The organism is Halobiforma nitratireducens JCM 10879 (genome assembly GCF_000337895.1).
GTDB lineage: Archaea > Halobacteriota > Halobacteria > Halobacteriales > Natrialbaceae > Natronobacterium > Natronobacterium nitratireducens.
Window position 1 is genome coordinate 26,874 of sequence record NZ_AOMA01000089.1, and the last position, 15,408, is coordinate 42,281.

10 protein-coding genes are annotated in these 15,408 nt (G+C 64.8%); 7 read left to right on the plus strand and 3 right to left on the minus strand.

What is annotated here, in order from left to right:
- Nucleotides 1–39 precede the first annotated feature (39 nt).
- Nucleotides 40–471, plus strand: a complete 432-nt coding sequence (locus C446_RS08925; RefSeq protein WP_006672760.1) for a hypothetical protein — start codon at nucleotides 40–42, stop codon at nucleotides 469–471.
- Here C446_RS08925 and C446_RS08930 read toward each other — a convergent pair whose 3' ends face one another.
- Entirely contained in the window at nucleotides 472–1,482 is a 1,011-nt protein-coding gene (locus C446_RS08930; RefSeq protein WP_006672761.1) for a lipid II:glycine glycyltransferase FemX, read from the minus strand.
- A 459-nt stretch (nucleotides 1,483–1,941) separates the two neighbouring features.
- On the opposite strand from C446_RS08930, the gene C446_RS08935 reads away from it, so the two are divergent.
- From C446_RS08935 to C446_RS08955, 5 genes are all read left to right on the plus strand, one after another.
- A complete protein-coding gene (locus C446_RS08935; protein ID WP_006672762.1) occupies nucleotides 1,942–2,988 on the plus strand; it encodes a DUF1616 domain-containing protein in 1,047 nt (348 codons plus the stop codon).
- Between the two features lie 420 nt (nucleotides 2,989–3,408).
- Nucleotides 3,409–5,250 carry a DUF6541 family protein gene (locus tag C446_RS08940; RefSeq protein ID WP_006672763.1) on the plus strand — a complete coding sequence of 614 codons (1,842 nt, stop codon included), beginning with the start codon at nucleotides 3,409–3,411 and terminating at the stop codon, nucleotides 5,248–5,250.
- Between the two features lie 376 nt (nucleotides 5,251–5,626).
- A complete protein-coding gene (locus C446_RS08945; protein ID WP_006672764.1) occupies nucleotides 5,627–7,303 on the plus strand; it encodes an alkaline phosphatase family protein in 1,677 nt (558 codons plus the stop codon).
- The gene (locus tag C446_RS08950) at nucleotides 7,303–8,865 is read left to right on the plus strand and encodes an oligosaccharide flippase family protein (RefSeq protein WP_006672765.1); all 1,563 of its coding nucleotides are present in this window, start codon (nucleotides 7,303–7,305) and stop codon (nucleotides 8,863–8,865) included. The genes C446_RS08945 and C446_RS08950 overlap by 1 nt, the downstream gene beginning before the upstream one ends.
- Nucleotides 8,866–9,333: 468 nt before the next feature.
- Entirely contained in the window at nucleotides 9,334–11,040 is a 1,707-nt protein-coding gene (locus C446_RS08955; RefSeq protein WP_006672766.1) for a right-handed parallel beta-helix repeat-containing protein, read from the plus strand.
- Between the two features lie 48 nt (nucleotides 11,041–11,088).
- On the opposite strand, the gene C446_RS08960 is transcribed toward C446_RS08955, so the two are convergent.
- Both C446_RS08960 and C446_RS08965 read right to left on the minus strand, forming a co-directional pair.
- Nucleotides 11,089–12,363 (minus strand): carboxylate--amine ligase, encoded by a 1,275-nt coding sequence (locus tag C446_RS08960; protein ID WP_160162964.1) that lies wholly within the window; start codon nucleotides 12,361–12,363, stop codon nucleotides 11,089–11,091.
- Nucleotides 12,356–12,544 carry a hypothetical protein gene (locus C446_RS08965; RefSeq protein WP_152419410.1) on the minus strand — a complete coding sequence of 63 codons (189 nt, stop codon included), beginning with the start codon at nucleotides 12,542–12,544 and terminating at the stop codon, nucleotides 12,356–12,358. The genes C446_RS08960 and C446_RS08965 overlap by 8 nt, the downstream gene beginning before the upstream one ends.
- Nucleotides 12,545–13,005: 461 nt before the next feature.
- Here C446_RS08965 and C446_RS08970 point away from each other — a divergent pair, with 461 nt between their 5' ends.
- A complete protein-coding gene (locus C446_RS08970) occupies nucleotides 13,006–14,079 on the plus strand; it encodes a polysaccharide deacetylase family protein (RefSeq protein WP_006672769.1) in 1,074 nt (357 codons plus the stop codon).
- Nucleotides 14,080–15,408: the final 1,329 nt, after the last annotated feature.

Consider the following 15,408-nt stretch of genomic DNA (forward strand, 5'->3'; position numbering starts at 1 on the left):
GGGCGCTGTCATTACGTTCGTGGCCGCTCGAGTTCCACTATGGTCACCGCTGACAGCCTCGGACCTGCCAGTCCGAGCGTCCTCCTCGGTATCGGTCGGGGCGTCCGACGCATCGTTATCAATCGGCTCGTTCTCGCGGTCGTCGCCGTCTTCTGGACGCTCGCGCTCGGAACGTGGGCCCTCGGATACGTCTTCGCCACCGCCGGGATCGACGGCGGAATCGTCTTCGAGGCCGTCCGGACGAGCTGGTTTGCCGTCGTCTACCTGCCGGCGTCGCTGTTCTCGATTCTCGTCCTCGATCCGCTGTTCGGAATGGCGTTCTACCAGGTAGTAGAACCGCTCGGGATCGTCGGGACGGCCGCCGTGTTCGTCGTCTCGCTTACGACGATGTACTATCTGGTCGCCCTCGTCGCCTCCGTGCTGGCTGTCGCCGGGCACGAACTTCGGCGCGGAATCGCGGCCCGCTGGTAATCACTTCACCGAATCGTACAGCGATGCAGCCTGTCGCATCCCCCAACTGCCGTACTCGAGACTGTAGTAGGTCCGCAACTCCGGGTTGAACTTCGCCTTGTAGCGGTTGATTCGGCGGTTGTCGGCCCCGACAAGGTCGTAGCCCGCGAGCCCGCGCTCGAGGCCGTCTTCCATGATTGCCCAGTCCAGCAGGTCGTTCGTCGGGAGATCGAGCTCGGCGTCGGTCCGGACGCCGCCGAGCCACCGGCCCGTGGTGTCGCCGTACTCGACGGCCAGAATGCCGCCGACGAATTCGCCGTCGACCCGCAACGTATAGGGTCGAATCGCACCGCCTGTCACCCGTTCGTGGAGGTCCAGCACGAACTCGTCGGGGACCCGAAAGTCGATGCCCTGGGATTCGTAGCGGTTGCGGACCTGTGCCATAATCAACTCGATCTCTTCGGGGCCGCCGGCGGTGACCTCGAAGACGTCCTCGTCCGCGTTCCGGACGTTGCTCCGGGCGTCGCTGCTAAAGGACAGCAGGAGGTCTTCCCGATCCCGTGTGAGGTCGACGACGTAGGTGTACTCCGGCGAGGCGTCGTACTCGTTCCACTCGAGGGGCCGGGCGTCCGTGAATCCGGTCGCGGTCCGGACGTGGCCGTACTTCGGGTTCAGTTCCGACCGGACCCACTCCATGCAGTCGTCGACGAACGCCAGCCGCCGTCGTTCGCGTTTGCGCTGTTTCAGCTTCCCCATGTTCAGAAACGCCGGACCGAGGTACGGCACCCGGAGGTGCGGCGGCGGCGAGAAGACGGTGGTAACGAACCGCTTGTCGATCTCGAAGACAGGGAAGAGTCCGACCGCCTCCTGACCCTTGAACCCGATCAACGGGTGCAGGGTCGCGTCGGCGTAATCGGCCTGCGCCTCGAGCGCCTCAAGTTCGTGCCAGAGCCGTCCCTGTGGCGAGCGCTCGACGTAGCGGTTCCAGCGCTCGAGGTCGTCGTCCGTGGCGAGCCGAACGTCGACGCTCATCGGGTCCACCCGTCGTCTACTGCGTCGGCTTCGATGTCGATTCCGTCTCCGAGCGGCCCCACCGTCGTTCCGTTCGCTCGTCGCGCTCGTCGCGCTCGTCGCGCTCGTCGCGCTCGTCGGTTCCGGATCATACCCGGGACCTCGAGACGAACGCACTTTGTAAGCGCCCGGTTTCGGCCCCGAAAAGAGCGTTCGTGGGGGATACTCTTGTGGGGACAGTATCGACATCCGTGTCAGTGTCGGTGTCAGTGCCAGCATCCGTGTCCGTGTCCGTGTCCGTGTCCGTGTCCGTGTCAGTACCGGCGGTAACGCCTCACCGACACCGCGATACCGACCTCATCGGCCACTCGAGTGGACGTATGGCCACCGACGGCACATCGCCGCTACGAACGGTCCTCGATCCCTGACAGTCGGTTATGCGACCAGTAACAATGGTCGAACCACTCGAGGCGTCGATAGATGAAGAAACGTCTGCTTCGAACCGTCCGACCGCTCGGCGTCGGGCGAGAGACCGGACCGCTCACCGGCGTGCCGACGGATCTGGTCGTCACGGCCGGGTTCGTCCTCGCGGCGGCCGCCCTCCTGGCGGTCCTCGAGGTCTCCTCGCCCGTCGTCCGCGCCGCGGTCGGGGTCCCGCTGCTGTTCCTCGCGCCGGGGTACGCCGTCGTCTCGCTGTTGTTTCCGCGCGCTCGAGGAGTCGACTTGGACGAAGAGGCGTCACCCTGGCTCGTCGGCCAGACACAGGCCATCAGCGACGTGGAACGGGCCGCCCTGGCATTCGGCCTAAGTTTCGCGGTCGTGCCGCTGCTCGGGCTCGGACTCACGGCTCTCTCCTGGGAGCTCTCGACGACGACCGTCGTCGGGACTGTCGCGGGGTTCGCGCTGCTGGTAACGCTCCTCGCCGCGGTACGGCGGGTTCGCGTCACCCCCCGAGAACGGTACAGTTTCGGACTCGAGCGAAAGCTCGGTCGTCTCCGTGCGGCCATCTTTGGGACCAGTTCGCCCGTGACGACGGCGGTCAACGTCGTCCTCGTCATCAGCGTCCTCCTCGCGCTCACGACCGTCGCCTACGGGCTCGCGGTCCCGCAAAGCGGCGAGCAGTACACCGATCTGCGGCTGCATACGGACGCCGAAGACGGCGAGTACGTCGTCGGGGACCTTCCCGACGAGGTCGATCCTGGCGACCCGCTCTCGTTCGTCGCCACCGTCGAAAACCAGGAAGGCGAGGCGATGGAGTACACCGCCGTCGTCCAGGAACAGTGGGTCGACGAGAGCGGCACCGTCCTCGAGCGTACTGATCTCCAGCAACTCGAGTACAGCGTCGGCGACGGTGCGACCGCTCACGGCGACCTCGAGGTGACGCCCGAAGCAGACGCCGGCGAGGTCCGGATCGTCGTCATGCTGTTCGACGGCGACGGTGCGGTCCCCGACGAACCAGCTACCGACGACGCCTACCGCTACGCACACTTCTGGACCGAAATCGAGGACACACCGGGAGAGGAGTGATGGGTGAGGCGACGAGCCGGGAAAGGAGCGACGAGTGAGGCGACGAGTGACGAGTACCGGCCGTTGCTACTGTCGTTTGGCACGAACAGGCTTCGGCCCCGCGTTTCGAGTTCTGTGTCGGATCGCATCGAATCGCGTCGACAGTCGCCACGACCGCGCCACGGAGTTTTCCTGACCGAATCCACACGAACGCGAGTCTTCGCTCCGACCCACTCGGGCGGACACCCAACTCGAGCGGTCGTCGGACTTCAATCGGCTCGAGCGCCGTGTCCCGACCCGTTTTCGAGAGGTAGAAACGTTCGACGGCCGATCGTCGAGCCCTGCGGAAACCCGTCGCCGACGGAGACGGTATTCCGCTCCACACTGTCGGAAGGCGGGGAATAACAAGGGCTGGAACGGGAAAACCGGAGAGCAGTTCGAATGTCTCCCCACTCCGCCGCCGACGCAGAACCGTTCAGGAAGTTCGCGCTCGCGATCGGGTTTCTCGTACTCGCCGGCAGTGCCCTCCTGGCTCGCTCGGCTCCCGCGACGGGGTACGAACTCTCTCCGTTCACTGCGACCCCGGCGCTCGTGTGGGCTGGGCTCCTCCTCGCGATGGCGATCGCGCTGACTGTCGCGTTCGTCCCGCCCGCAGGGAGCCGCGGCCCCGACGGGCGTAGTCGAACCAGGCCCGTCGCCCTCCTGCTCGGCGGGCTCTCGATGGCTGTCTTCGCTGGCCTCCCGATCCTCCGGGGGTACCGGTTCTACGGGCACCACGACGCGCTGACCCACCTCGGCTGGGCGCGGGCGATCAGCGACGGGACGATGGCTCCGTTCGAACTCTACTACCCCGGCATCCATACGACGACGGCGCTGGTCGACGCGACGCTCGGGACGCCGGTGACACGATCGTTGCTCTACGTCGTGTTGCTCGCGGTGCTCGTGTACTGTGTGTTCGTGCCGCTGTGTGTCGGTACCGTCGTCTCGGATCGTCGTGGGACCGTCGTCGCCGCGTTCTCCGCGTTCCTCCTGTTGCCGATCACGACGATTTCGATGTACCTGTCGGCCCACGCGATGTCCCAGGCAGTCATGTTTTCGGCGCTGTTTTTCTACCTGCTGACGCGGTACGTCCGGACCGAGGGGACGACTGCAGCCGTGACGGCGACCGGCGCACTCCTCGGACTCGCCGCGACGGCGACGGTCGTCTACCACCCCCAGCTGGTCGCGCACCTGATCGTCGTGCTCGCCGGGATCGGCGTCGTCCAGCATTTCGCCCGCCGGCTCGCCAGCGACGGCCGGGTGGCCGGACAGACGACCGTGTACGGGCACACGGCGTTGCTGATCGGGCTCTTCCTCGTCTGGACGTCGAACCACGGTTTCTTCGGCGGGATGATCCAGTACTTCCTGGGCTCCGCGGTCGAATTCCTTCTCGAGGGCAGAGGCGGCGCGGACGCGATGGCTGCCCAGGGCGCGTCGCTGTCGGCGATCGGCGGCAGCCTGGGCGAGATTTTCGTCAAGCTCTTCCTGGCACAGCTGGTGTTTACTGTACTCGCTGTCGCGCTGGCGGTCGGGATCGTCGCGTCGCGGTCCGACCTCCTTCGGCGCGTTCGACCCGAGACGACGTACTTCACGATCGCGGTGCTCGGCCTGGGGCCGCTGTTTCTGATCTACTTCGTCGCTCCCGGTTCGACGATGCACTTTCGCGTGTTCGGGCTGATGATGGTGTTCGTCACGTTCCTCGGGTCGATCGCCCTGTTCGGCATCTACACCTGGCTCTCCAACTCCAGTAGCCCCCGTTCGAGGGGTCGCCTGCCGGGGGGGCGGCCGCTGTTCGCCGTGGGGTTCGCACTGTTGCTTATCCTCTCGCTCGTTGCGGTCTTCCCCTCGCCGTACACGTACAACGCATCCCCACACGTCAGCGATACGAAAATGAGCGGATACGAAACGGCATTCGACGAACGCCTCGAGGACGTGCCGCTGGTCGGGCTCCGGAACGGGCCGAACCGGTACGACGACGCGATCAACGGCAACGAAGAGCGGATGCGACTCCACGAGGGTCCACCTGAGACCGGCCTCGGCGGCGACCTCGCGAGCCAGTACGACGAGAGTCGATACCTCGTCCTCACCGAGACCGACTACGAGCGGGAGACGGTGGCCTACCAGGAGCTACGGGTTACGGAGAGTGAACTCGACTCGGTCGCGACCCAGCCGGGTGTCGATCGAGTCCAATCGAACGGCGAGTTCGACCTGTACTGGATCGACGGGGAGGACGAGGAAGCCTGACCTCGCTCGACCCTCGCATCTGTCCTATAATCGCCACTGCAAGTCAGTGCGTACCGAAGCGCCAGACGGAGCGGCGGTCAGTGTGCAGATCGTTGCAGTTGTCACTATATGTCACTGATCGGATGAGTCGGATACGACGGTCGAGCGTTCTCCCGGCGTTGTGGAACGACTACCGCCGCGAAACCGCGCGATAACAAAGCCCGCGAGGACGGTTGCTCGAGGTAATGAATCGGTCGAACGACACGGCTCGCAGGCTCCACGGATACGACGATAGCGACGGTGACGGCGATAGCGACGGTGACGTAACCCCCTCGAAACTGGCTCGACTCGTACCGTCGGGCCCAGAACCACCGCTCCAGTCGAGGTGGGACGACCGATGAAGACGGTCGTTATCGGACTCGACGCGCTCGATTTTCGCTATCTGAACGAATTCGCCGACGCGACGCCGAACCTCCAGCGACTACGAGAACGCGGTCACGAGGCGCGTCTCGAGTCGACACACCCCCCGTGGACGGGCAGTGCCTGGCCATCGATGTACACCGGCACCGACCCGAGCCACCACGGCGTCTACGGCTTTTTCGCCTACGACGGCTACCCCGACGACGCACGACTCGTCTCCCGAACCGACGTCGACGCGCCGACGCTCTGGGACTACCTCTCCAGCGACGGCGACCGCTCGGTCGTGCTGAACGTCCCGGTGACTCATCCTGCAGACCGGATCGAGGGGACGCTCGTGCCGGGCTATCTCGCTGTCGAGGACGAGCCGGGTCACCCGGCGGGCATTCGTGACGAGCTCTCGGACGCGATCGGCGAGGAGTACAGTATCTACTCGCGCGCCGAAGTCAGCGACGACAGCGCGGAGAAGTTCGACGGCTACCTCGAGTTGATCGACCAGCGGCGGCGTGCGGCCGTGGAGCTTCTCACCCGAGAAGAGTGGGAACTGGCGGTGGTACAGGTTCAGAAGACCGACGCCGTCTTCCACAATTTCGAGCGCGACGAGCGATTCCGGCGGATTTACCGGGCCGCCGACCGGTTGGTCGGTGACGTCCTCGAGGCGGTCGACGACGAGATCAACGTCGTCGTCTGTTCCGATCACGGGATCGGACCGGTCACCGGCTACAACGTCCACGTCAACGAAGTGCTCCGGGAGCACGGGTTCGTAGAGACGACCGACGAGACGGATCGACCGACCATCGGGACCGAGAAGGCATCGCTCGTAGCGGGCGACGGCAGCGGCGGAGCTGAATCTTCCTCGAGCCCTGCCGACGACACAGCCGACGCCGACGGTACCGCCACCGACCTACTCGAGAACACCGTCCGTATGGGTCAGCGACTCGCCGCCCGCGTCGGCGTCGAACCCGCGGACGTCTACGCGGCCGCGGAACGGGTCGGCCTCGAGTCGACGCTACTCCGGCTCGCACCGGATGCCGTCAAATCCGCCGCCACCGAGAGCGTCGACTGGCGCAACTCTCGGGCCTACTGTGCCGACGGGACCCGAATGGGCGTCCGGATCAACCTCGCCGGCCGGGAACCCAACGGGGTCGTCCCCCAGTCGGCATACGAGTCGACGCGGGACGACCTCGTCGGGATTCTCTCCGACCTCGAGACCCCCGACGGCGAGCCCGTCTTCGAGTACGTCTGCCGGCGAGAGCAGTTGTACGACGGCCCACACGTCGAGCGGGCCCCCGACATCTGTTTCCTGCCGACCGACATGAACCACCTCGTCTCGAGTTCGCTCTACGGACGGCGGTTCGTGAGCGTCGACGCCCACAATCACAAGCTCGACGGCGCGTTCATCGGTGCTGGACCCGGCTTCGCCGACGGCGACGCAGCGCCCGACCGCTTCTCGCTGAGCGATGTCGCCCCGATCACGATGGGACTGCTCGGGCGTCCCGTTCCCGCGACGATGACCGGCACCGTTCCCGGCGGATTGCTCGGGCACGATGTCCGCCGCCGCGACTACGGTGACGTTTCCCACGGTCGTACCGTCGCCGATCCGACCGCCGACGACGGCGAGGTGACCGAACGACTCGAGGACCTCGGCTACCTCTGATGGCCGACCAGGCGCGTGAACTCTCCGCGTTGCTCTCGAGTGCGGCGATCGTGATGGTTGGCGGGATCGTCGGCTCCGCCGCGCAGTTAGCGGAGCGAGTCGTGATCGGCCGGCTGCTCTCGCCGGACGCCTACGGCGAGGTCAGCGTCGGCCTCGCGCTGTTGACCGTCTCGGTGACGGTCGCGCTCGCTGGGTGTACCCAGGGCGTCTCCCGGTTCATTCCGCGGTACGATGCGACCGAGGACAGGCGTGGCGTCTGGATAAGCGGGTTGCTCGTCGCGATGCCGCTTTCGTTCGCGATCGCGACGGGGATGTTCCACTTCGCGGAGTCGATCGCGAGCCACCTGTTCGAGACGGCCGAGGCGGTGACGTTCGTCCGGTTGCTCGCCGTCGCGCTACCGTTCGTCGCCGCCTTCCGGATCGCCGTCGCGGGTATCCGTGGTTACGAGAACACCGTCTACCGGACGATCGCTCGCGATCTGCTCGATCCGGGACTACGGATCGGACTGATCGCCGCCCTGTTGCTCGCCGGCGTCGGCATCGTCGCCGCAGGGATTGCGTACCTCCTGGCGGCCGTTATTACCCTGCTCGTCGCCCACTACTTTCTGGCCCGGCTCATGCCGTTAGTCGGCGAGTTCCGAACGCACGTTCCCGAACTCCTCCGATTTTCCGCGCCGCTCGTCGTTTCGACCGTGGTGAGCATCCTGCTTACCCGCACCGATACGCTGATGCTTGGATACTTCCGGACATCCTACGAAGTCGGTATGTACGACGCGGCGTACCCGCTCGCGGGCGGGTTGCTCGTCGTTCTCTCGGCCTTTGGCTTTCTCTATCTCCCGATCGCGTCGCGTCTCGACGCCGAGGGCGAACGCGATGCCGTCGACGATATCTACGCGACGACGACGAAGTGGGTCTACGTCGTTACGTTCCCCGCGTTCCTGTTACTCGTCGTCTTCCCGGAAGACGTGATCGCGCTCGTCTTCGGCCCCGATTACGCCGAAGCAGCCCGAGTGTTGCCGTTGCTCGCGGTCGGCTTCTTCCTCAGCGCCGCCGCCGGCCGCGACCGAGAGACACTCTCGGCACTCGGTGCGACGACCTGGATCGCCATCGGCAATGCGACCGCACTCGTCCTCAATATCGCGGTCAACCTCGTTCTCATCCCACAGTACGGGTTCGTCGGTGCGAGCATCGCGTCGGTCACCTCGCTCGTAACTCTCCATCTCATCATTTGCGGATTCTTGGCGGCCAAGTACGGCATCACTCCGTTCTCACCGTCGGCCTCGCGCTGTTACGTCTCGCTTCCGGTCGTCTTGCTCCCCCTCGGGGTCGCCGCCTCGAGCGTCGTCACGATCTCTCTCGTCACGCTGGTTCCATTCCTCGTGGTGGCCGGGCTCGCCTCACTGGTCATCGTCGCGGTCGCCGGCGGTCTCGAGGCCAACGACATCGTCGTCCTCGATCTCCTCGAGGATACGACCGGGATCGATGTCCCAGTGGTCCGTCGCTGGATTCCCGAGAGGAAGACGGAGGCGGGCGAGATCGGCGACTCGAAGTCCCCGAACTGATACGGATCGGTGTGACGATTTACCGGTGCAACCGTTTCGAGTCGCGATTGTAGCGGAACTGACGATAGTAAACCGTATGAGGCCGTCTTCGCGTCGGTTCCTGCTGGCCAACCGAACGACCGCCGATGGTCGGTACGGGAAGCCACTTCGAAGCCGGGTTTCGTCTCGGTCCGAACTGCTCGGACGCGCTGGTACTGTCCCTCGATAGCACTATAGTAACAACTGCAACGGTTTGCACACTGATCGCCGCTCCGTCTGGCAAGCACGGACGCTGACTGCAGAGGCTACGATAGGGTGGGACGCTCCAGCTCGGTCGCTGTCGGTGGCCCGTTCTCTCCTTCCTGAAAGTAACTTCGACACTACAGTCACTATTACCTGAACAAACACTCACGAATACAATTATATACGCGAAACACAGACACTCAGGAAGGGAAAACTTATAAAGTTATAATTCAGTAAATCGGACGCATGGCACGCGATCCGACGGAACTGGATGACGACGAACCACACGGAACAGACCCTGGAACGACCGATAACGGGGGTAACGACCCCCTACTCGGCCGACGATCCTACCTGACGATGGCCGGCACGGCCGCGGCGACGACGGTCGCCGCGGTGGGCTCGGCCGCAGCCAGCAGTGATTACGACGTGGTCGAAGTCCCCGCCGGGGGCACCCACAGTATCCGGCTCAACGACGGCGACACGTTAGAGAACGTCCTGATCGATATCTCGGCACGCGGCGCGGAGTACAACATCCACGCCGTCGGCAACGACATTACGATCCGGAACGTCGGTGTTCGTGGCCAGTGGGACAACACGAGCCAGACCTCGCCGCTGATCATGGCCGTCCCCGATCCGAATAGCACGTCTCGTATCGAGAACGTCTACCTGGGCGACGGCGCTCGCGGGAACACCTATCCTAACGGACCGACCGGAATCTTCGTGGCGGCACTGCATGCTGGCACGATCGAGATCGACAGCGTGAACATTCAGGACATGCCCGACAACGCGGTGTACGCTTCTTCCCCAGGCAACCCGCCACGTCACCCGAACACGGGTAACGACGGCGTCGTCCGAATCACGAACTCATACGCGGCCGACTGTAACGCCGGCGGGTTCCGAATCGGGACCGACGGCTCCTCGGTCGAAAACTGCGTGATGGTCAACAACGACCGCAACTTCTGGGGCTACTTCAACGAAACCGATGTCCGCGACTCCGACATGTCCGGCGGTCGCATCCACGACGTTCGCGCCGGCGCTCGAGCCTGGAACACCTCCTCGACCGTCCGACTCGAGAACTGCCGATTCGAGACGACGAACACGGCAACTCGAAACGATCGTATCGTCGGTAGCTCCCAAGGGACCCCGCGAACGGAACCGCCGGAATCCGCGCCTCGGTCGCCCGAAGAGGCCGCGGCCGGTGAGTCGGGAGACGGTGACCCGAACCCGCCGTCGGAACCCGACGAGGGTGACGACGGTGACGACGAACCCGAAGAAGAACCGGACGACGGTGACGACGACCCAACGATCGAAGACGCCTGGGAAGACGACGGCGCTACCCACCTCGTTCTCGAGGGGGGCTCCGGGGGCGTCTCCGAGTACGAGTTCGTCGGTCGCGGCGATGCGGAACCCGGCGACGACGCCAACACGAATTCCGACGATCCGTATCGGGATACAGTAACGCGTGACGGCGACGAGTTCGTCATCGAGGGCTACCTCGGCGGCTACCGCGACGACTTCTACGTCGACGGCCGCATCGACAGCGTGTCGGCCGACTCGGACGTGACGGCGATCGTCAACGGCTACGAGTTCGATCCCGCCGACCTCGAGGGCGTCGGCTCGTGGGACGGTGGCGAGGACGAACCGGAAGACGACGAAGACCAGAACGAAAACGAAGACGGAGACGACGACTCGTCCGGTGACCTCCCGCACGTCCTGCTGTTCGATGGGACCGAAGCCAGCGGCCCGACCACCTACTCGTTCACGATCGACGGGACCGTCGAGCCCGCCGAGTACATGGGCGCGACGATCGACGACGAAACCGAGATCGAGGGGACGACGGTCCGCGGGATCGTCGCCAACTGGCGCGACGCCTACCGCTTCGACGGCGACATCACCGACTTCCGACTGGTCGGTGACGCCGAAGTCCACCTCGAGTACGACGTCGACGACTGACACCGCTGGTTCGGATCACTCTCCGTTGCTCTTTTCGACGGTCTCCGGTCAGAGTTGCCCGTTGTAGTGGTTGTACGCCTCCCGCATATCCCACAGGAACGGACGCACGTCGTCGACGCTCGCACAGTCGAACCGCGGGTGTTCGACCATCGAACGGGCGATCTCGGCGACCGCAGACGTGAACGACGGCTTCTCGGCGAGGTCCACGTCCTCGGACAGGATCGACCGCAGGTAGAGAAGCTCCCCCCGCAGGAGGTGTCCGGCCATCCCCGCCTCGTAGGCGTGTTCGATCCGGTCACGGTCGCCGTTTGCCAGCTGCCAGTAGTAGTACGGGAAGTCCGCGCCCGCCTGTACCGAAAACGGTAGCGACGACCAGAACCGCGGGTTGATCTCCATCAGTTTGAACTCGCCCGTCTCGTCGTCCCGCAGGAACTCGACCATCGCAAGCCCGTGCCACTCGAGGTGATCGAGCAGGTCACGGCCCGCTTCCTCGAGGGCCGGGATGCGAACCGATTCGCGGAACGAACTCGCGCCACCGGCGTAGCTGTACCCCCGTAGCTGTCGGTGCTGGAAGGTCGCGACCGGCTCTCCGTGATCGTACAGCGCGAAGAAGCCGTACTCCTCGGTCGTCGGGACGTACTCCTGGAGCAACGGGACGTGATCCATCTCGCGTCTGAGCCGATCGATGTCGGGCTCGCTCCCCCGTGGGAGATACTCGGTCTTGGGCGGGTCGAGGAACTCGGCAGGGGTGTACCGATCGACGTACTCGTCGACGAGGATCGAGTACCGCGCCTTGACGATCCACTTGCGGTTCCAGTCCCAGTCCGGGCCGCTCGAGTCGAGCAGCGCAGTTTCGGGAACGGGAACCCCGGCCGCCTCTGCTGCGTCGAACAGTCGCACCCGGTCCTGTGTGGCTGCAAGCGTCTCGAGATCGGGCCACGGCGTACTTACGTACTGGTCGAACTCGTCTTTGTACTTCGCGAGGACGTAGACGTCGACGTCTCGGACGGGGATTATCGTTTTCAAGTCGGGTCGCATCGCGACCGACAACAGCGCGTCCTTGTAGGCAAGCAGGTTCTCGTGTGGGGAAGGGACGGGGATAGACTCGTCGCAGTACTTCGAGCGGGTCGCGGGGATGCCGTCGCGATCCGCGAGCGCGATCGTTCGGACGTCGAGCCCCTCTTTCCGGCCGAACGACCGGAAGCACGCCAGCGTACTGGGTGCCGTGATCGCCGGCACCGCGACCGACGTCTCGGCCCACTCGTCGGTGACGGTCACCGACTCCGCGTCCGTCCCTCCCAGGCCGTCGTCGGCCCTAGCCATCGAGACCACCCGCCATCGGGGCCTTCGACTGGCAGAAATCCCCCTCGAGGATCGATCCGAGCCGGCAGTGTCCGATGGCCATCTCGCCGGTCCGCTCGATCAGTCTGTCGCCCCGGCCGTGACGGTCCGGTCCCTCCGCTCGAGGCCGTCGAAATCCCGCATCACCGTCGATCATGCTCACCAGTATCGGATTCTGAACGTTAGTTAACAACCGGATACCGCCTCGTGGCGGCCGGATCGGCGGCCCGGTTCCCGTTCCGGCACTCCGTCACGGTTTCCGGTGTCGCTCGGTAGGAGTCCCATACCTGTTCTCCCGGGCGTAACCGTAGACATATAGCCCGTTGCATGTGCAAAATTAGTTGATGCTTGGTACCCGGATGTGGGCATTAGTAGCCAACCCTGTTCAGAGAAACCTGCAACATCATCTGGTTTTTGGCCCTAATTTCGAAAGCGTGCAACAGGGTAACATACTTAAGAATTCTATTTCGGTAACACGAGATAGCACCCCGCGCCCGACTGGAACGAGCGCACGCAGGAGACACCGATGATTTCGAACACGAACCGAGCCGTGACGGCGGTCCGACGACGACCAGCCGCGGGAGCCGTCCGGTCAGTTCGACGAGAGCGACGAGGGACGCCGAAATGGGTCGGGTAGTGATCTCGATCGACGCCGAGCTCGCCTGGGGGTTCCACGATCTCGAGAACCCGCCTCAACGACGGATAGACGGTGCCCGTCGCGGCTGGCGTCGGCTACTCGAGTGGCTCGACGCGTACGACGTTCCCGCGACCTGGGGAGTCGTCGGCCACCTCTTTCTCGAGGACTGCGACGGCTGCCACCTGAACCATCCCGCGGCCGACTGTGGCTGGTTCGATCGCGATCCGGGCGGTCCGGCGTCCGAGAACGCCCGCTGGTTCGGTCCGGGTCTGATCGACCGGATCGAGGACGCGACAGCCGACCACGAGATCGCCTGCCACTCGTTTTCTCACGTCCTGTTCGACCGCGACGGGACCGACCGCGAGGTCGTCGAAGCGGAGCTCGAGGCCAGTCTCGCGGCCGCACGCGAGCGAGGGGTTTCCCTCGAGTCGTTCGTTTTTCCCCGCAACGTCGTCGGTCACCGAGATGTCCTGGCGGAGTACGACTTCCGCTGTTATCGCGGTACGGAACCGAACCGGTGGTACGACTCGTGGCCGTGGGTCCGCCCCATCGGCAAGTTCGCAAGTTACTCCGCGGGGCGGTCGCCCCCGCCGCTGGTCGAGCCGACCGTCGACGATCGCGGGCTCGTCGACGTACCCGGCTCGCTGGGATTGTTCTCTTTCGAGGGGCCAGCCCGCACGCTCGTCGAACCGATCGCGGGCGATCCGGTTCTCCGAAAGGCGAAACGCGGGATCGACGCAGCAGTCGCGGCCGACGACGATGCGGTCTGTCACCTCTGGTTGCATCCCAACGAACTCACGAGCGCCCGCAACGTCCGTCGCCTCCGGCGCGTCCTCGAGTACCTCGACGAGTGCAGACGCGAAACGGAGCTGCGAGTCGAGACGATGGCAGCGGTCGCACGCGATGCACTCGCGGAGACTGGAGATGCCGCCGCCGAGCGCTCCGTGGCGGACGACCGCCGGCTCGCTGTCGGCTCCGAGCGTGACCTCGACGCCGGCGTGGGACAGTCCGATCCGGGCGGCGACGACGAGCCGGTCGCTGCCGACGCGATCAATCGATAGCCGCGACATCGACCTTGTCCTCGAGTCGCTCGGGACCCTGATCGAGCGCCGACTCCTCGAGTCCCCCTGTCGGAACGCTACCGAACGGCCACACAAACGAGCGTAGCACCCTCGTTCCTGACGGTTACTCCGTTACTGTGGCCGGTAACCTCGGTCATAACAATCAGGGCTCTCGATGGGGTGCCGAACGAATCCACCTCTATGACTCGAGTCAGCGACACAGACCGTGCGTTCGTTCTCGGTATCGACGGCGTCCCCTGGACCCTCCTTCGCGACTGGATCGACGACGGTGAACTCCCCGCGTTCCGGCGGCTCCGCGACGACGGCGTCGCCACACCCCTCGAGAGCACGACGCCGCCGACGACCCCCACGGCCTGGCCGACGATCGCGACCGGTTCTAGGCCGGACAATCACGGTATCTACGGCTTCCAGCGACTCGAGGCCGACTACACACAGGAAATGAACACGAGCGTCGACCGCGAACGGCCGGCCGTGTGGGACCTGTTCTCGCCGGCAGTCGTCGGCAACGTCCCGATGACCTATCCCGCAAGCGAGATCGACGGCCGGATGGTCGCCGGAATGATCTCGCCGTCGCCCAACGAGCGGTTCGCCCACCCCGACGGCTTCGCAGAGGAAATCACTACGGCGATCCCCGACTACCGGATCGGCCTCAACTGGTACGATTACGCCGGCGAAGAGGACCGATTCCAGGTGGACCTGAACTCGCTGGTCGCCGCGCGACGTACCCTCATGGACCGGCTCATGGAAACCGACGACTGGCGGCTGTTCTTCTTCGTGTTCACCGCGCCAGACCGCCTCCAGCATCTCATCTGGAAGGAAGACGTCATCCTCGAACACTACAAACAGCTCGACGATATCCTCGCCGAGGTCCTCGAGTACGTCGACGAACGCGATGCCAACCTCTTTGTCGCCTCGGATCACGGGTTCGGCCCGATCTCGAAGTTCGTCCACCTGAACGCGATTTTGGAGCAGGAGGGCTTTCTCTCCCGGAAAGAGCGCAACGCGGCCGGAAGTTCGCTGGCCCAGCTCGGCGTGACGAAGTCGAACGTCCTCGGAACGTTGAAACGCGTCGGCATCGACGAGAAGCGGTTCATCCAGTCGCTTCCCAAGGGACTGGTCGACGGGGTCGCCGAACAGGTGCCGGGCGACCACGGGCTGTACGATGTCGACTTCGGGGACACGATCGCCTTCGCCCACGATCCGAGCTACGTCTACGTCAACGACATCGACCGGTTCGAGAAGGGGGCAGTAGCACCCGCCAACGTCGACGCAGTCAAGCGAGAACCTGTCTCTTATACACATCTCTGA